Annotated in this window: 14 protein-coding genes and 1 tRNA gene; 7 read left to right on the forward strand and 8 right to left on the reverse strand. The window is 66.0% G+C overall.

The window, feature by feature from the left end:
- Positions 1 to 278 precede the first annotated feature (278 nt).
- Positions 279 to 809, forward strand: coding sequence for a DinB family protein (locus OG876_RS15845; protein ID WP_328525622.1), 531 nt, complete (start codon positions 279 to 281; stop codon positions 807 to 809).
- A 723-nt stretch (positions 810 to 1,532) separates the two neighbouring features.
- Here the strand turns inward: OG876_RS15845 and OG876_RS15850 are convergent.
- The 8 genes from OG876_RS15850 to OG876_RS15880 all read right to left on the reverse strand — a co-directional run bounded on the left by OG876_RS15850 (position 1,533) and on the right by OG876_RS15880 (position 11,325).
- The gene (locus tag OG876_RS15850; protein ID WP_328525623.1) at positions 1,533 to 2,540 is read right to left on the reverse strand and encodes an ImmA/IrrE family metallo-endopeptidase; all 1,008 of its coding nucleotides are present in this window, start codon (positions 2,538 to 2,540) and stop codon (positions 1,533 to 1,535) included.
- Entirely contained in the window at positions 2,518 to 2,859 is a 342-nt protein-coding gene (locus OG876_RS15855) for a hypothetical protein (RefSeq protein ID WP_328525624.1), read from the reverse strand. The genes OG876_RS15850 and OG876_RS15855 overlap by 23 nt, the downstream gene beginning before the upstream one ends.
- Entirely contained in the window at positions 2,852 to 3,100 is a 249-nt protein-coding gene (locus tag OG876_RS44035; protein WP_442914132.1) for a colicin E3/pyocin S6 family cytotoxin, read from the reverse strand. The genes OG876_RS15855 and OG876_RS44035 overlap by 8 nt, the downstream gene beginning before the upstream one ends.
- Positions 3,101 to 3,558: 458 nt before the next feature.
- The gene (locus tag OG876_RS15860) at positions 3,559 to 6,150 is read right to left on the reverse strand and encodes a DEAD/DEAH box helicase (protein WP_328525625.1); all 2,592 of its coding nucleotides are present in this window, start codon (positions 6,148 to 6,150) and stop codon (positions 3,559 to 3,561) included.
- Positions 6,151 to 6,157: 7 nt separating this feature from the next.
- A complete protein-coding gene (locus OG876_RS15865; RefSeq protein WP_328525626.1) occupies positions 6,158 to 8,305 on the reverse strand; it encodes a site-specific DNA-methyltransferase in 2,148 nt (715 codons plus the stop codon).
- A gap of 371 nt (positions 8,306 to 8,676) precedes the next feature.
- Positions 8,677 to 8,753 (reverse strand) — tRNA-Ile (locus OG876_RS15870).
- A 634-nt stretch (positions 8,754 to 9,387) separates the two neighbouring features.
- Positions 9,388 to 10,776: a hypothetical protein gene (locus OG876_RS15875; protein WP_328525627.1), complete on the reverse strand. Its 1,389-nt coding sequence runs from the start codon at positions 10,774 to 10,776 to the stop codon at positions 9,388 to 9,390.
- Positions 10,777 to 10,977: 201 nt separating this feature from the next.
- The gene (locus tag OG876_RS15880; protein WP_328525628.1) at positions 10,978 to 11,325 is read right to left on the reverse strand and encodes a GntR family transcriptional regulator; all 348 of its coding nucleotides are present in this window, start codon (positions 11,323 to 11,325) and stop codon (positions 10,978 to 10,980) included.
- 117 nt (positions 11,326 to 11,442) lie between these two features.
- Here OG876_RS15880 and OG876_RS15885 point away from each other — a divergent pair, with 117 nt between their 5' ends.
- From OG876_RS15885 to OG876_RS15910, 6 genes are all read left to right on the forward strand, one after another.
- On the forward strand, positions 11,443 to 11,676 hold the full coding sequence (locus tag OG876_RS15885; RefSeq protein WP_328525629.1) for a helix-turn-helix domain-containing protein: 234 nt from the start codon (positions 11,443 to 11,445) through the stop codon (positions 11,674 to 11,676).
- A gap of 110 nt (positions 11,677 to 11,786) precedes the next feature.
- On the forward strand, positions 11,787 to 12,194 hold the full coding sequence (locus tag OG876_RS15890; protein WP_328525630.1) for a hypothetical protein: 408 nt from the start codon (positions 11,787 to 11,789) through the stop codon (positions 12,192 to 12,194).
- Positions 12,191 to 12,703 (forward strand): Pycsar system effector family protein, encoded by a 513-nt coding sequence (locus OG876_RS15895; protein WP_328525631.1) that lies wholly within the window; start codon positions 12,191 to 12,193, stop codon positions 12,701 to 12,703. Before OG876_RS15890 ends, OG876_RS15895 begins: the two co-directional genes overlap by 4 nt.
- Positions 12,700 to 14,979 carry a type IV secretory system conjugative DNA transfer family protein gene (locus OG876_RS15900; RefSeq protein ID WP_328525632.1) on the forward strand — a complete coding sequence of 760 codons (2,280 nt, stop codon included), beginning with the start codon at positions 12,700 to 12,702 and terminating at the stop codon, positions 14,977 to 14,979. Before OG876_RS15895 ends, OG876_RS15900 begins: the two co-directional genes overlap by 4 nt.
- Positions 14,976 to 15,920: a hypothetical protein gene (locus tag OG876_RS15905; protein WP_328525633.1), complete on the forward strand. Its 945-nt coding sequence runs from the start codon at positions 14,976 to 14,978 to the stop codon at positions 15,918 to 15,920. The genes OG876_RS15900 and OG876_RS15905 overlap by 4 nt, the downstream gene beginning before the upstream one ends.
- A complete protein-coding gene (locus OG876_RS15910; protein WP_328525634.1) occupies positions 15,917 to 17,368 on the forward strand; it encodes a DUF2637 domain-containing protein in 1,452 nt (483 codons plus the stop codon). The genes OG876_RS15905 and OG876_RS15910 overlap by 4 nt, the downstream gene beginning before the upstream one ends.
- Positions 17,369 to 17,412 lie beyond the last annotated feature (44 nt).

Below are 17,412 nucleotides of genomic sequence, written 5' to 3' on the forward strand. Positions count from 1 at the left end.
CCGCCCTCAACCCGCTCTGCAACGGTCTGACGCGCGAGCGCAGTCCACAAGGCTCAAGCCATCCAGCCACACTCGTGTCGCACACCACCCCTCAACGGCACGCGCTGTGACAGTGCACCCCGACGTCCTGGGCTCGATCACCCAGCCCGAAGACGCCGCCGCTGGTGCCGTTGGCGGTGGCGAGAGTGCCTGCCGCTGTCCGGTGACGGTGCGGCGCTGGTCGACCAGGAGAGCCGGCGCGGGCCGAGGCCGAGCTTGACCGCCGGTCCCCCACGCGGGTGCTGGCGCGTGGTGCCGCGTCCCCCGACGACTACCGGGCTGCTTGGGATGCGGTCGAGGCGCTGTGGGCGGCGACGCTCGACCGTACCAGGCTGTTGCCCGAGGCAACGCTGCACGAGCAGGTCGACGGCGAGTGGTCGTTGGTCGAGACTCAACGGCACCTGCTGTTCGCAGGCGATGCCTGGCTCGGCAATGCGGTGCTCGAGGAGGAAGCGCCGTACCACCCGTTGGGCTTCCCGTACGGCGGGATGCCGCCCGATGAGTCGGCGAAGCTCGGGCTCACCCTCGAAGCCACCCCGACGCTGGACGAGGTGCTCGTGCCACGGCTGGCCCGCATGGCCACGATGCGGGGTGTCGTCGACGGGCTCACCGAGGCCGAGCTCGATCGGGTCTGCGGTCGCAAGCCGGCCGACCCGTATCCCGACCAGGACTACGTGGTACGCCGCTGCCTCAAGGTGGTGCTGAAGGAAGAGGCCGAGCATCACCGTTATGCGGTGCGCGACCTCGCCGTGCTCGAGGCCGGTGCCTGAACTGGCGCCGACCCGGCGGAAATGAATTCCCGCCGCACCGCGTGCTGCAACTCCCGGCCCATGAACTCCCGTCCCTGCCAGTTGCGGCGACCCGTCAGACCTCAACCCGCCGGCTCCGGCTTCGAATCTTGCGGGGCCCTCCAGCGCGCCCTGACCCGTGTTGGCAGGCCGAGCCGCCCCAGCCGGCCTGGTCGCGTTCGCGGTGCCGTTCGTGGGTGCGAAATGGTGTCAACCGGTCCGGCCGGTTGACAGCGGTCAGGTCGTGGCGGCGCTTCGAGACCGGGTCGATGCCGGCATACACGCGCACTCTGATGGCGCCGCTCGGAAGCCGCATCGATCGCGCTTCTTGCGACCATTCGCCTTGGCCATGGGGCAAGTCTTGACCCAACTTGCGTCACGAACCGTGTCACGACGCGACCTTGAGAATCTAGCTGACCTCGTCGGAGCGGTGGCCTCTGATCCGTTTCTGCAGGTCAGAGGCCACTTTATTGCGGTAGGCCCCGTGGGACTCGAACCCACAACCCGCGGATTAAAAGGGGCCATGATGCCGTCGAGACTGCCCTCTCCAGGCTCCGGGAATCTCGAAACGACCTGCCATGCGCCACTCTAGGCACCGTGGTTTGACTTCATTTCGCACCACGATTGATACCACGACGGCCGCCACGGCTCGCGGCGGTCGGCGGGGCAGATGCTGCCCAGTGCGACGGCGGCTGGCACGCAGACTTACTGGAGGCCGCCACGCTTTTCGGCGTACTGGATTGCCCGCCTGACCAAATACAGATCGAAGTCGGCGTTGGCGACGAGATCGGCACACTCGACGTCATCAGCAAGCCGATATCTAAGCAAGGTCAGGATGTCGTCCGCGCGTGATAGGTCGGGGGCATGTGAGAGCAGACCAGCGGTCTTCGCGCTAATCTTCGCTGCCATGGAGGCGACTCTATCGATCGAATAGACAGATTCGACAGCGTCTCGCAGAACCTGAGCGACAGATCGGTCGTCATCCGCAGGAGCCAACGTGCCCGTAACAACCGGTGCGGTCTGCCACCAGCTGATCGGTTGGCCCTGATGGGAGACAGTTCCCTTGGCTATGGCCCGCGTGTCTAGCTCGGATGAGTTCCAGGACCCAAACTCGTCCGCGGAGACATAGGACCGGGTGCCCCGGCTGGTGACGAACGGCCAGTGCAATCCGGGCACATGGAAGACGTAGCCAGGTGGCAGATGCTTAGCCACAGCGATGATTCCTGCAGATGCTGAGACATCAGCAATGGCCAAATCGGTCAGCAGCTCGGGGACCTCGCGGTAGGAGCTCGTGAGCGCCTGGAGGAACCTGCTGGGAACGAGCAGTCTCGATGCGAAGCGGTTCGCTTCCCACTCCTGCCGAGCAGCTAGCGTGCGGCCGAGGTCCCGATCGCTACCTTCAGGTGCGCCGGCAGAGGGTGCGGTCGGGTCTTGGTGGCACTGCACGATGTCGACGTGCCACGAGATCCGAATGTGGCCATACTCGTGGGCGGCTGTAAAACGCTTGCGATAGGCAGGACTCTGCTGTCTCAGAAAGATCTTCGGTCGCTTCGAGTTCAGGTCAACGGCGAGACCGTCGCAGCTTGGAGACCACTCCAGCTCTTCGACATCAGCGAGCTCCTGCGCCAAAGCCAGGATGTCGATGGGTGGACGAAGATCTAGACGCTCAACGAGCGTGTCAGCGAGCCGTTCAACTGCGGTCGATGGGTACATACCGTCCGGTCTGCTTCAGCCACGCAAGCAGTTTCTTGGCCTCACCGTCATTCTCTGCCCTGGCAGCTGCTGCGGCGGCGGTTGCGACGTCTCTGATCTCTGAGACCGATCGACGATGCTTTCGTGCTGCGAAGACGAAGCGGAGCGACTCTGGGTGCTCCACCCACAGCGCGTACTCGTCAGGTGTCAACCCGAGGAACTTGGATACCGAGTCAGGCGCGTCGGGAGATTCGTGCCAGGTCTCGATGAAGTCGTCGATATCTTCCGGGAGGGCGCGGCCATCTAGAACCGCGTCAACGAACGTAGCCGTCTCAGACATCGATTCTCCTCCCTTTGCGTGGCTCCTTTATCATAGTACCGGTCACTGCGTCCAGTACACCGATATGGTGGCCCCGCGAGTTGAACACCTCGATCTCGCCGTGTAGCTGATCCCACGTGTAGAGCCGACCGTCGTTGGAGCGCCAACGCTTCTGACCACCGAACGCTCCCAGGTACTCCAGCTGGTCCAGGTAGCACGGATCGGGTCGCGCTTTGTAGAAACCTTCAGCCACCCCCTCCACTACCTCCCCACCCAGCCGATCGCCTCAACGAAGCGCCGACAGCTCGTAGCGCGCCAAGACTAGTCACCCTAGCTCGTGGCTCGTATCTGTGCAGTCGCTCACGGCGACTGGCGTGGCTCGCTGCTCCAGTCGCGCGCGGTGCCGGCCGGGGGGCGTTGCACACTCGAATACTGACCATTGCGTAGTCATCGCAGGCGCCTTACGGATCAGAAGGTCGAGAGCACCCGGCCAGCGCCGCCTCGCAGGGATCACCCGGGGACGCACGGCTTAGGAGACGGACCCATTCCACCGGCATGCGCCCCGCCAGGCGTAACCAGCCAACACCAAATTGGCCGATCGAGACTCCCGTCGACTCTGATCGACCTCACTCTGCTCCCAGGTCGTTCCAGTTCTGAATCGATGAATCGTGGACCGGTCGCCTAACCGTCGACAAACTGAACCCTGGCCAATGCCTTCGCTCAGTAATCCGTGGCCGCGACAGACAAGTAGAGGCGCTCAGCGTCGCCTGCCTCGTGGATAGCCTTGCGGACAGCTTCGGACTTGAGGTCGAGTACGCGTAGGGTCTTGTCCTTCATCTGGGCGACAGCCTCGACGCGGTGGAACTCGTGGGCGTACTCCGCGGTGAAGTCAGCGAGTCCCCGCAGCTTCGGGAGAGCGTCGCCCAGGTGGAAGCCGTGCGGGTCGACGATCGAGACCTTGATCTCTTCGTCCTCGCCTGAGAAGAACACGAAATCAGGACAGAGCCGCCGCCAGTTTCCCTTACCGTCCTTATACGCGATAGCGAGCGAGTCTTCGGAGGCACGTGCGGGATTGCGGTACCAGGCTCGGAAGCCCGGCTGGCTCATCTCCGACTCGAGGACCCTGGTCTCCCAGTTGTTGAGCGATCCGATCGGGAACCGGCCCTGTGCATCAGACATCAGGTGTCCCGTCTTCGTGGCCACCTTGTTCCCAGCGCTGTCTTCGGTCTCTTCGGCGCGGATTCGGGGGCGGAGGACGTCGATGCGGTGCGGGTCAGTGGACATCGCAATGATGTCGTCGTAGACAGCCCGGCGCTCATCTAACAGGCCCTTGATGGCCACCCTGTACTGAGTCAGCCACTTCCCCGCGAGCGTGTCGGCGGCCCGGTCGAGCTCCGCCTGGACCCCTTCGACCTGGGCGAGTGCGGCGATCCTCACGTGTGCGTCGAATAGGCCGTCATCGTCTGCGTCGACCACCGCGATATGGTCTGCGTACTTGCGGGCAAGGTCGGGGCTCAGGACTCGTCCAGCCGCCTTGAAGTCGGCCTCAACGGAACGATCGTCGGCCATCTCGGAGAACTTGCCTGCGATGGCGACGTTCTTGGAGCGGACGCCGGCGACGATGGTCTCGCCTTCGACATCGAGGATTCCGTACGTTGCCTCGTCCACCTTCTGCTTGTGACGGGCGACGAGGCCGTCGAGTACGGCAAACATTTCACCGTAGGCGGCCTTGCGGGCGTCCTTGAGGAGCCCATCGCGCGACAGCGCCTGGGCGAGCGCGGTGAGCCGCTTCGTGGGCTTGGCCGCCTTGCGCGGCAGGGTCTGGGATGGGAGTCGGTCGAATGCCTTCCATACGCTCGGCGATATCGAGGCATTCACGTTCATATCGACCGGAGCTACGAGCACGCGCCGGCCCTCACCACCGCCGGTGTCGCCGGTCCCGTCATCACCTTCACGCTTCTGCCCTAGAAGCACCTCGGCGACCGCAGTGGCAGTCTGCCGGTTGAAGTGCGGGAGTACGCATTCGACAGAGTTGAGCCGGTCGTCTCCAGGGACGCGTCGCGCCAATGGCGTGCGAATCATGCGACCCAGCAACTGCGTGATGTGCGTTTCATCCTTGGCCGGCCGGAAGGACACCAGAACCTCAGCCCGGGGGCAGTCCCAGCCCGTGGAGATGGCGTCCTTCGCGAACAACACTCGAATGTGGGTGCGGTCTTGTACCTTCTCCGGGCTCACGTATGGCACAGCATGACCGCCGAGTTCGATGGCACTGTGGTCGCCGAACACATGTGCCATGGCATCACCGGGGAGGTCTGGCCACTCCTCGCGAACCGTGTTGAACGCAGTCATTAGCAGGTCGGCTGACGGCGTGTTCGGCACCTGAACGACGAGGAGCGGCACCACCGGGTCGGCCGCGGTGTCCTGGCCGTCTGCGTACTCACGCCATAGGACCGTAGACTCCTTGACCTTTCGGGTGGCCCGCTTCAGGAGCACAGTGTCGAACTGGCCAGTCTCGGCAGGGAAGTCGAGGCGGATGTCGTCCTTTAGCAGGCCGGATTCCTGCACCCGGGCCGGGTCGACGCGGATCGGCGGGTACGAGAGGCGGCCCTCTGATGCGGCCATGGCCTTATTGAATCGATCGACGGTTGCCGAAATTCCCCAGACCACCGGGACCGGTGGCACGCCGTTCGTGCCGTTGATGAGTCTCGCCACGATTGTGGACTTCTCATCGCGTTCTCGCGACGACGGCGCCTTCATTCCCCGGTGTGCCTCGTCCAGGATCAGATAGAGCGTGAGATGGTCATTCTCGATGGTGTTGCGGATCGTGTCCCACATCGTGAAGGCGCGGAGGTCCGGCGAGGCCGATCGCTCCACCAGCGGTTCCTGGGAATCGTCGGGTGCACCCTTTACGAGCAGCGAGTTCTTCGACAGTTTCTGTGCGTTTAGGAAGTACACCTTGCCCGGCTCGAGGTTCTCTTCGTTGAAGGTGTTCTCGATGACCTCCAGTCGGGAGTGCGCGATCCGATCTCCCGCTTCCATCAATCGGAACCGGGTCTGCTCGTTCAGCGACGGGTCGTCCGTGAACCAGAGCACGACCGCTCCTGGGTCCGCCTCGAAGCTGAAGTCGTCGTTGCCGTCGAAGAGTGACTCGATCACGGCCGCCGCCATCACCGTCTTGCCGGCACCAGTTGTCGCGGTGAGGGAGAACGCGGTGGGGCGTCTCCGCTGTTGCCAGTCGAACCTGGCGTCGGCCAGGTTCCGCAGCACGTCGCCGACGGCATCAACCTGGTAGTCCTTCAGCGTGAACCGCATCGCCCTGTCACTCCCTGCCGGTGTTGATCGTGAAGTTCGTCAGGTAGGACTCGTACAACCGCACCGGTTCGAGGTGGGCTGGCAGTTCTGAGCACACCATCTGGTAACTCCGGTCGTCGTCGGTCACGATGAACGCCACCCGCACCGATTCGGCTTCCGCGACAGCAGCGAGAAAATCGTGGGATGCATCCATGTCGAACAACACGCCGTATACGTCGGCGACCTCGAAGGTGTCCGTGGCTTTCGCGATCCGCCGGCCCTCCGCTCCAGCCTTCAGCCACAGCAAGGCGGCGACCGCCTCGAACGACCTATTGTGAGCCACTGACCGTGGCGCCTCGTAGGTCATCGTGAAGAATTCGACGTTCTCCTCGAAGCCTTCGGCCATTGGAAACTCGTCGACGAATTTGTAGTCACCTTTGATCGGTTCGCCGGCAGGCGTTTCACCGGTGATTGCCGCTTTGATGCGCGGCTTCGTGATGTAGTCGCAGATCCCCAGGGACTCCCACTCCGGATCTCCCGGCCGGAGTCCCTTAGCGCGCAGCCTAGTCTGCTCGTCCGCGGACACCTCGTTGTTGGTCACTGAGATACAGCGACGCCGCCCGCCGTCTTGCTTGTTGAGCCGCATCACTGCATGTGCCGTCGTACCAGAGCCGGAGAAGAAGTCGACGATCGTCGCCTGCTTCTTATCCGCAACGAAGAATCGCAGGGCATCCTCGACGGCGTACAGAGACTTCGGGAATGGGAACTTCCGGCCGGGCAGCAATACGCGGAGCAGATTGCTCCCGTGCTCGGTGGCGTCGTGCGAGCCGATGTTCCACACCGTCTTCGGCACACGCTCGCGCGAATCCATGTCCGCGTACCTCAGGATATGCGCTCCGGACGCATCACGTCCGCTTGAGACGAGTTCACCAGTCGCCAGCCGGTTGATGTCCTTGGCAATCAAGTAGTTCACCGTCCACATCCCCGTCGCTCGGTTCTTGGTACCGAGTTTCGCGTAGCCGTCAGCAATCAACTCTTCCAAGCGCTCAGGGCCGACCTGCCACCGCCCTTCCGACCCGTCCCGTCGCATCGGCCATGTTGCCGTCGTGCCGCTCGGGGGTTTGATGGTCTGGCGATCGACGCCCGCACCGAGCGGCCGTCCGACGGAGTGAATCGTGCCCGAGGCCTCATCAATGAGGATCGGATAGAACCCGCCTTCGCGGTCGGTGCGTTTCGAGTCCGTTCCTCGCCGCATGAGGGGATTCCAGATGTCAGGCAGCCTCTCGGACTTGATGCCGACCGACAGCCCAAGCGTCTCGCTCTTGATCGGCAACACGCCCGCACGTCCTACGAACACAACAAACACAAACTCGTTGACCCGGGCGAGTTCGCGGCCGCGTGCCACGCCCTTCCGGTTAATCACGGTGCTGACCATCTGTATGCGAGCGTCCGAGAATGTTTGCTCCAGCAGGAGTCCGAGTCGAAGGTACTCCTTCTCGTCGATGGTCGCGATGAGAACCGAGTCAGCCGGATTGAGCAACCGCTTCGCCAGCTTCAGACGACGCTCCATGAACGCGAGCCACTTGCTGTGGCGGTAGATGTCGTCATCGGCGACGTAGTTGTTGTTGTACTTCCAGTCTCTTGCGCCCGTGTTGTAAGGCGGGTCGATGTAGATCGCGTCGATCTTGCCTTCATGGGTGTAGAGCAGCGCTTGGAGTGCATGGAAGTTTTCAGCGTTAATGACGGTATGGAACGGCTTGTCCCCACCGCGCTCGACCTTGCCGGTTGAGACCAGGCCGGGGTAGATCGGATCACGGAACTCGGCTACGACCACGAGGTCCTCCACAGCACGCTCGGCCGTGTCTGCCTCGGTACCCGGGCTCGTCTGGCCCCTCAGCGCTGCGATCCGGCCGCCCTCGTTCCGCCTGACGGCAGTGACCTTCCATAGCCGCCGATCGACGTCGTCTGGGGACTCTCCCGGCGCAGCAAGGAACCGCACCTTGTCGCCGCGCCGGATTGGGCGGCCTGGCAGTTCGACTGTCTCGGGGGTGTGCCGTTCGAAGTTGAGGCCGAACGACCGACGCTCACTGAGCGCTTTCACCTCCTTGGCGAGGTCGGCGCCCAGCTGCGGGTCCTTCTGCTCCAACACTCGTAGGAGGTTGCTCAGCGTCGACACTCGTACCTTCCTTCCCCGAGCAGGTCCGTCGATTTCTGGTGCGACGAGTTCGCAGGCTATCTGGCCACGGCTCTTGTTTCATAGTGAGAGTTGGATGCTGCCGCGCAGCGCTGGGCGAAGTGCCGCGTGATCGGAAGTGCCTGTGCTGGCATTGATGAATGGCTACCCGCTTGGTCGGCAAGCGGAGCGGCATGCATAGGCGATGTTCTCGCAACGCCGACAGGGCCTACGCCTCACTGTGGCTGGCACGCTCCGCGCTGACCGGATCTTGTTGCCTGGCTACATGAACCGGCGCGCGCGCCACTGGCCGCTGGCCGGCGCCAGAGTACTTCTCGAGCACGGGACTCCTCGTATCGGAGGCCACGATGCGGTGGTGGGCCTAACTGGACTTGAACCAGTGACCTCTGCCTTATCAGGGCAGCGCTCTAACCGTCTGAGCTATAGGCCCGCGGTGCGGGTCGAAGCTGGAAGAGAGTATCAGAGGGCCGCCGAGAGCCAGAGGTAGCCCTCGGCTGCCCTTCCTTGTGCGTCCGCCGCCGGACAGCGGTCGGGCGTGCAGTGTGGAGGGAGACCGGTGGATGTCCTATGGCGGCGGAGACCTCGCAATGGAACGCGCGACTTCGGCGCGGATTGCGGACCATGGGAGCTCTTTGTTGGGTGCACTGCCAGGTATGTGGAGCGGCCAAACGTCCTTGCCGTAGACGAGGTGTACGCCGCCGGGGGCAAGGGTGGTGATGTGCTGGTCCCAAGCTGGCTGGGCCGCATGGACCAGGGGAAACACCACTACTGGTGGGTGGTGACCGCCGATCGCCTCGCAGAGCTGGGTTAGTGCCTGGTTGTCAGCGATGCCCAGTGCCAGCTCTGCCGCGAATCTGGGGTTGGCGTCAGGGTGATTGAGTCCCTCGATACGCCAGCGAGTCGGGTGCCGCCGTGCGTCACATCATCCCGCGTGGCGCCTAGCGGCTACGACTCTGGAGGCGTTGCGTGGAAGATCGCCGCACGGATTCAGTCCCCGGAGCTCCTTGTCTGGCGCGCTCCCAGCGCATGGAGCGGCCAAATGTCCTCTCCGTTCATCAGGCGCCTCAGCGGAAACTCAGAAGTTCCTCGCGGTGGCGCCATGCGAGTGTCAGACAGGCGGCGCTCGTCTGGCCGAGGGGCTCACGCGTCGTCAGACGCTTAACAGTGGGCTCGTCGAACGGCAGACCGCGGATCGACCTGTTCGCGTCCAGGGACGTTACAACCTCGCCCTCGGGATTCTTCGCAACTAGATCGCTGAACAGTTCGTCGAAGACGGTGTCGTCGATAACGGTTGTGGTGGCGATCGAGGAATTGAGGCTCAGTGCGTCGAGGATGATGCCGAGGGCGTAAGGGCGGACTTGGCCGACGGTACGCGCGGCGGTCATGTCTCGATAGAAGGGCCATACGTCGTAGTCGACAGGGACTCCGCTGCTGCCGTCGTGTTCTGGTTGGCCGAGCATCTCCTCGGCGTACTCGCGGACCATGTTGCGCCAGATGTCCAGGTCGGCTGAGACGCTCTCGGGCGAGATGCTCGCGGGCTGGAACTCGCCTGCGGGGAGAAGGCTGTAATGCCGACCGTTGGTGACCTGCGTCGGGTCACGCCTGAGCAAGAAGAACGTGCCGCTGCCGTCGACGGTGTTTCGGCGGATTGTCAGTGTGCTGATCCCGGGGTTGACGATGCGTCTCGACAGGTCGAATGGATCAGAGACCAAGCCCCTGAATGGCAGGTGCGCCCAGTCGAGGTGGCCGGCGAGCTCGGCGGCAGCTGACTCGTGTGCCAGTACCTCGGAGACGTCGAGTTTGTCGAAGAACGTTGCGAGTCCGAACTTCATTCGGCCGGCGCCATGGCTCCACTCAACGTCAGTGAGCCGGTAACTGTGGCGGTTCTCGAACAACGCTGGCTTTCGTAGGTAGCGGATAGCGGCGGTGTACCGGGTGAACGCCTGACCCGGTGCACGTAGCGGCAGGGTCGGACGGGCTTCGGCCTCGATGCCGGTGATTCGCGGCTTCCGCGGGCTGGCATCCCAGTCGACTACGAGCTTGTCGAGAGGTACTGGCTCCCTGGGGAGCCATGTCGCGGGGCTGATTGCCGGTACGTTTTCCACGCGAAGCGCTGGGTCGTACAGGTCGGCCGTCCTAGCTGCTAGGCCGATTCCACTCTCGATGAGGTACTGCCGCACCTCGCGCCAATGTGCTTGGCTGGCCTCGACGGCAGCGTCTGCCGAGGGTTGCTCGCTGATCCCGATTGGCTGATCCGAGGCTTTCGCCGGTGCACCCTCTTGTGCTGACAGAAGCATGCCGAACCTCCGGTGGACATCCTCGCCTGCATCCTTCAGTGCGGCGTCGAGTACTTCTTGCATTCCGGGCGAGAGCACCATGTCTGGATTCGCCTCCCAGTTCGCGACGGTGCGGACTCCGGCGCCGAGGCGGCTGGCGAAGGCTTCGTTGCTCATGCGCAGGGACGCTCGGAGCGCCGACGCTCGTCGGCCTGTCCACAGGTCCACTACGTCCATCGTGTGAGTCCCTTCGCAAGGTCGAGCCAGACAGACTGCACTGTCGCTGCACTGTGGATGCATCGTCGCGGCATGTTGAGCGAGTCGCCTTCAGTATTCACTGGTTCATGTGGAAACCAGGGGCACCGGAGATTCGCGGACTCACTCGGCTTGCCATTGCTGGGATGAGTCGGTCACCAGTTGCTCAAGGTGCTCGACCCGATGCCGCAATGAGTCGACGTCGGCGCGCAGACTTGCCAGCTCCGAACCGTTGTTCTCAGCAGTAGCAACAAAGACGCCGACACCTGGCGCGGAGCGGAGGAGGCCTTCCGACTGGAGAGTCTCGATCGCGCGGCGGACGGTCATCAGCGCTACGCCGAAGGTCGTTGCGAGTTTGGGCCCGGCGGGCAGCTTCTCGCCCGGTTTGAGTTCGCCGCCGGCGATTGCTTTGCGGATGCCGGAGGCGACCTGGAGGTAGGCGGGTCCGGCGACCTGATCGTCCAACTTCATACCTGAACGGTAGTCCGGGCTAGATCAGCTAGTCATGTCTACTCGCGAGCCGTTGTCGGCAGAATCAGACTAGACTAGACTAGTCTGGACTAGAGTTGCTTCGAGAGGAGAACGGAAATGCAGGAGTCCAACGAGGGCAACCGCCAGTGGCTGAACGTCGCGGAGATGGCGAAAGAGCTGGGGATCGCAGAGATGACGCTCTACCGCGCGATCGCGGCAGGGGAGTTCCCGGCAGTGCGGATTGGCAGGCGTCTTTTCATTCCCGCCCGAGTCCTAGACCGCATGGCCGAGGCGGCGATCGCGACTGGGCGCGTCGTGACAGCGGCTGAGTTCTGCGGTGAAGCCTCATGACCGCAGGCACGACCGACCAACAAGGGATTACAGACCGGCCCCGCCCAGGCGCCAACCAGAACAGGGCCGGTTCTCCCTTCACTCAGGTACGAGTTCGAGAGGTCTACAGCATGACTGAGGCTGTGCCGGGCGGCATGGAGTGGGTGCTGCGGTTCGCGATGTTGGAGGTTCCGCGGCAGCGAGCGGAGCTGATCCGTGGGTTGTTCGAGCTGCCGGCGTGGGTGGCGGATCACCCGGAGCTGCCGGTGCCGGCGGTCAGGGCCGTGGTCTGGCCGTCGAGCCGGAACGCGGACTTTTCGGCGGCTTGCAGCGAGGTCGACCAGGTCGGTGCCGCGCTCGGTGTTCAGCCGGAGTTGCGCGGCGGGCATTACCACGTGAGCACGGAATTCGGTCCCGTCGAGATCACGTCGTTCGCGATTTCGAGCGAGACGATGGCCGCGCACACCGCACACATGTCGTACGCGGAAAACGTACAACCCGGGCCGAGCGCGGCTAAGGCGACGGGTGGTGCGCGATGAGCGAGAACGTACGGCTTGATCTGGCGTGGCGGATGCACGACTCGGCCGCGGGTGCTGTCGACCGGGCTGACACGAAAGCTGGTTTCGCTGCGACGGTCGAGACCGCCTTGGCTGCGGTTGTTCTGTCCCTGGTGTCGCAGTCAGACGGCGCGCCTGTGGCTGTCCGTGTCCTGTTCGGTGTCGCGCTCGCGGCTCTTGCGGTGGCGCTGGGTTGTGCGTTGGTGGTGGTGGTGCCGAGGCTGCACCGTCCGGGCTGCAAGCTCGTCGCGGGGGAGTTCCTGTACTTCGGCGCGGTCCGCCTGCGGTCGATTCGCGAACTGCGCCAGCACATCGACCCCGAGGTGTACGGCGAGCTGCTCGCCGAGCCGTGGGAGGCCGTCAGCCACCACGCGAAGCGGCTGGCCGATATCGCCTGGGCCAAGCACCGCTTGTTGCGGATCTCGTTCGCGGCGGCGACCGCGGGTGTGCTGGTCGCGGCGGCCACTGTGCTGATCGAGGGTGCGCGATGATGCGCCGACCGACGCGGACCGAGGGCGTGATGGTGCCGCGGTTCACGGCTCTGATGGTGACGCTGACTGCCGCGGGTATCGCGGCGTGCGTGTGGGGCCGGACCCCCCTAGTGATCGAGGTGGGTTACTGGGCGGCGGCGACCGGCGTCGTCGGTTTGGTGACGAGCGGCCTGTTGTTCTGGCGCCTGATGCACGGCGTCCTCATCGCCGCGCCGTTGTGGGTCCTGCTGGCCGGTTTCGCCGCGCTGCGCCTGCACGCGCCCGGTGGTGCAGCGGGGTGGACGATCGGTGCCGGGGCGCTGCTGTTGGTGACGCTGGGCCCGGTGGCGGTCAACCGCCCGGTCGGTGGAGGTCTCGCGGCTGCTGTGTGGCTGGCCTACGCTGGATTGCTGCTCCGTGCGCTGCCGGACTCGGTGCAGGCATCGCAGCGCTGGTGGCTGCTGTTGCTGGCGGCAACTGTCGCGCTGGTCGCGACGGCCGGTTTCGCGCTGCGGTCGCGGTCCAGCTCGCGGGGCCTGCTGCGCCGCCTGGGGCGCGCTGGTCGGGTCACTGACGGTCTGGCGTCGGCGTGGGACGTGCGCCGGAACGCCTCGGCGCGGATGCTGCGCCGCAAGGCCAAGCAGGTCCGGCCGTCGCTGGCGCAGGTGCCGACGTGGAAGCGGCGGTTCGTGCCGCTGACTGAGCTGGGCACGACGGTCGCCACGGTCGGCTGGGTCAAGGTTCGCTCCAGCGCGGAGGACCACACGCTGACGGTGGCCGGGCCGCGTGCGGGCAAGACCGGCCTGGTGATGGGGCATCTGCTCGACGCGCCGGGTGCGGCGATCGTGACGTCGACCAAGACCGATGTCCTCGACATCACCCGCGGCCTGCGCGGCAGGCGTGGCCCGGTGTGGGTGTTCGACCCCGACGGCCTGACCGAGGACGGCTCCACGATCTCGTTCGACCCGTTGATCGGTTGCAGCGACCCGTCGGTGGCGATGGACCGCGCCTCGGACCTGCTGGACGGGGTCGGCGCCAAGAGTGACGACGCCGAGCACTGGCTGAACCTGGCCCGGCAGGCGCTGACCGCGTTGATGCACGCTGCCGCGCTCGGCCGTTACACGATGGCCGACGTGCAGCGCTGGGTCGCTCACCCCGACTCCGGTAAGGACGACGTGCTGTGGGAGCTGCGGGTCGCGAACTCGGTCGGGTTCGAGCTGCAGGCCATGCAGTTCTTCGACAACAACGAACGCACCCGCTCCAGCATTTCCACCACGATCATGCCCGCACTGAGCTGGTTGTCGGTGCCGGCCGCGGCGGCTGCGGCGGCACCCGGTGGGGTCGCGTTCGACGTGGAGCGGCTGCTGGCCGAGACCGGCACCGTGTGTCTGCTGGGCGCGGAAGACAAGAAGACCGCGCCGCTGGTCACCGCGTTGACGGCGCACATCGCCAGGTCGGCGCGCGCGATCGCCGTCAAGAGCCCGGGCCGCCGGTTGGAGCCGCAGCTGACGATGGTGCTGGACGAGGCCGCGCTGATCTGCCTGATCCCGCTCGATCGGTGGACCGGCGACTTCGGGTCCCGCGGCATCACACTGCACATCGTGGCGCAGTCGCGTGCCCAGCTGCGGGAGCGGTTCGGTGAGGCCGCGACCGGTTCATTGATGACGAACGTGACCACGAAGATCGTGCTGGCCGGCACCTCCGACGATGACGATCTGCAGTTTTGGTCCACGCTGTGCGGCGAGCGGCTGGAGCAGACCGCGACCAAGGACCGCACCACCGGCGGGGTGTCGATCAGCGACCGCCGCGTCCCGGTCCTGACCCCGGGCCAGATCGCGCAGCTCCGGGCTGGGCAGGCGCTGATCATCACCCGCGGCATGCCGCCCGCGATCGGGCGGGTCAAGATGGCCTGGAAACGCTCGGACCTGCGCAGGGAACGGTTCAACAACCGCCCCGCCGTGCAGTGGACCAACCGCCAAATGGCTGCGCTCGAGAACCGGATCGGCGCTCGGGTCCTCAACGACGCCGCGTGGCTGCGCGACCAGATCCTCTCCGGTGCCGACCGCGCAACAGCCGCGCGCCGGCGGCTGGCGGCTCCTGTCACACGCCGGATCACGGCTCGCGTCGTGGCCGCGGTGACATGGCTGGAGGCTAACGACCCGGCCCGCGAGCTCCTCGCGCGACTGCGGCTGGCAGGTGCGATGCGCAAGGCCCGCGCAGCCCTCGCCGGACGTGAGACCGCTCGACCGCGGGAACTGGTCGGCCGCGACCACGGCACCGACGGCGGTGCGGCATGACGGCACCGAACAGCGGATGGAGCGGCGACGAGTTGCGGGCGCGCTGGAGCTGCGAGTACCTCGCCGAGGTGCTCGACCTGGAAGCCGTCCCCGCCTATGACCAGGACGGCAACGCGACTGGCTGGGTCGCGATCGACCCGGGCGTGCTCGAAGACCGCTTCGTAGACCTACGCCGAGGGAGACGACTGATGCGCTACGACGACGACAAGGACCCCGGCACCGCCGCGCTCGCGGCGGTTGCCGGGCTGGCCCGGTCGGTCGAGGGGCTGACCCGGGATGTGGCTGCGATGAAGACCGGTCTTCAGCAGACCGCCTCCAAGACCGCCGTAGCGCGGCTGAATGACACCGTGGCGTCGCTGGGCAAAACGGTCGCCTCGTTCGAGGACCTCCTGACCCGACTCACCGCCAAACCCAACAGCCGTGGCAAGGCCGCAGGTCCCAGCGACGTCGAGCCGGTGTCGTGGCTGCGGCTGCCCGAGGACGACGAGTCCGCAGTACAGGCGGTGCTGAGCGAACTGCTGCCGTGGATGGAATCGACCTATCTGCGTTACGCCACCAGCGCGGAGTCGCTGCCGCCGTGCTGGCTGTGGCACCCCGACATCGTCGAGGAACTGCTGTGGCTAATGGACGCCTGGACCGGCGCCTACCACGGCCCGGAGGCGTCGAACAAGCTCGTCGGTGACTGGCACGACCGGCAGCGGCCAGGCGTGGCCCGCCGCATCGGCGAATACGCCCCGAGCTGTGACGTGCTCAAGCACCGCGACCCCGCGGGACAGCCCGCCGTGGTCGTGCCGCTCGCGGCCGACGCGGACGAGTTCGTGACCTGGTGGACCACCAACCGCGACGCCAACGGCCCGGCGCCGACCGCTGAGCAGATCAAGGCCGGCCGCCCCCGCGGCGGCCTGACCGCCGTACCCGACACCGCTGGAGGCCAGCGATGACCACCCACCTGATCAACCTGCCCGACGTCTTCGATCAGGGCGCGGTGACTTGGCCAGTGATCGCCGCCGGCGCCACCCGACTACTGATCCTCGCCGCGACCGTGACGGCGCTGGTTTGGGCGACCCGCCGCGCCTTCCGGGGTGTGAGTGCCGCGATCCAGGCCGGGCGGCTGACGACCCGGCGGGTGCTGATCGTGGTCTCGATCGTCGCCGCGCTCGGCGTCGCCGGGATCGGCGGCGCACGGTCGTTCAGCGCCGTGTCGGACAAGTTCGACAGCAACCTGGTGCCGTTGGTTGCCGACGGCATGATCGTGGCCTGCACCGCCCTGCGACTCGCGGCCTTGACGCGCGGGTGGCGGATTCCGGGCGCGCTGGTCACGACGTATGTGTTCATCGGCGGCACGGTGTGGCTGAACATCGACACCGCCCACGGCATCGCCGACGCCGTCGCGCACGCGCTCGCGCCGCTGGCCTACGCGGTGCTGGTCGAGATGCTCGCCCACCTGCTGCGGCTGCACATGAAGCTCGCCCAGCCCGCCAAGGCGCGACTGTCGGCGCTGACCTGGTTCACCTCCCCGGTGATCACCACCCGGGTGTGGCTGCACCTGTCCCGAACCGGCACCGACGACCCGGCCGAGGCCCGGGCGCTCGTGCAGCAGGTCGTGCGGATGGCGTCCCGGCTGGCGACGCTGTGCCCCAGCCACAAGCTGTGGCCCTACGACGCGGCCCGCGGCGCCCGGGCTGCGTGCCTGCACACCATCCGCGACGGCTTGCTCTCGGCCCGCCAGCTTGCGGCCCTGCTGCCCGCCGGCGGGCGCCTCACGCCGGGCGAACTGCTCGCCCTGGTCGACTCCGCCGCACTCGGCATGACCGACCCCAGCCACCCGCCGAAGGCCCCCGGCGACGGGACCGCGGCTCCGGCCGACATCGCGTCCGGCGATACGGCCGATGGTGCACCGCTGTGGCTGGTCGCGTTCCTGCTCGGTGCACTACGCACCGACACCACGACCGCACCGGTGCACTCCGCGAGCCGCACCGCACCGGCCGCACCGGTGCACGTACCGCACCGCACCGACGACACGAACACCGAGACCGGCGCGACGCCGGACGCCGCACCGCGTAAGGGATCGGGTCCCACGGATGCCGAACTGCTCGATGCGGTGGTGCGGCACGCGGCCGAGCACGGCGGTGCGGCGCTCGGGCAGCGCGAGATCCGCCGCGCCACCGAGGAGGCCTTCGGGCGACCGGTCGGCTTCGGCCGCGCCAAGCGCCTCCAGGAGCTCGCCGGTTGGGCCGAGCCCACCACCGGTGACAGCGACAACCCGCCGCCGGTCCCGCAGGTGCGCGGACAACTCCAGCTCGTCACCGAGCCCGGCGAAACCACCCCCGAGAGCAGCGACGACGACACCACGAAGTCCACCGAACTCGAAACGAGCAGCCACCGATGAGCACCGTCACAGATAACTCAGCGACCAGCAGGCAGCACACCACC

Source organism: Kribbella sp. NBC_00359 (genome assembly GCF_036097425.1).
Lineage (GTDB): Bacteria > Actinomycetota > Actinomycetes > Propionibacteriales > Kribbellaceae > Kribbella.

Bases quoted from the DNA above. Each gene is read 5' to 3' on its own strand.
- OG876_RS15850 (WP_328525623.1), bottom strand. From the start codon at position 2,540: ATGTACCCATCGACCGCAGTTGAACGGCTCGCTGACACGCTCGTTGAG.
- OG876_RS15855 (WP_328525624.1), bottom strand. From the start codon at position 2,859: ATGTCTGAGACGGCTACGTTCGTTGACGCGGTTCTAGATGGCCGCGCC.
- OG876_RS15860 (WP_328525625.1), bottom strand. From the start codon at position 6,150: ATGCGGTTCACGCTGAAGGACTACCAGGTTGATGCCGTCGGCGACGTG.
- OG876_RS15875 (WP_328525627.1), bottom strand. From the start codon at position 10,776: ATGAGCAACGAAGCCTTCGCCAGCCGCCTCGGCGCCGGAGTCCGCACC.
- OG876_RS15880 (WP_328525628.1), bottom strand. From the start codon at position 11,325: ATGAAGTTGGACGATCAGGTCGCCGGACCCGCCTACCTCCAGGTCGCC.
- OG876_RS15885 (WP_328525629.1), top strand. From the start codon at position 11,443: ATGCAGGAGTCCAACGAGGGCAACCGCCAGTGGCTGAACGTCGCGGAG.
- OG876_RS15890 (WP_328525630.1), top strand. From the start codon at position 11,787: ATGACTGAGGCTGTGCCGGGCGGCATGGAGTGGGTGCTGCGGTTCGCG.
- OG876_RS15895 (WP_328525631.1), top strand. From the start codon at position 12,191: ATGAGCGAGAACGTACGGCTTGATCTGGCGTGGCGGATGCACGACTCG.
- OG876_RS15900 (WP_328525632.1), top strand. From the start codon at position 12,700: ATGATGCGCCGACCGACGCGGACCGAGGGCGTGATGGTGCCGCGGTTC.
- OG876_RS15905 (WP_328525633.1), top strand. From the start codon at position 14,976: ATGACGGCACCGAACAGCGGATGGAGCGGCGACGAGTTGCGGGCGCGC.
- OG876_RS15910 (WP_328525634.1), top strand. From the start codon at position 15,917: ATGACCACCCACCTGATCAACCTGCCCGACGTCTTCGATCAGGGCGCG.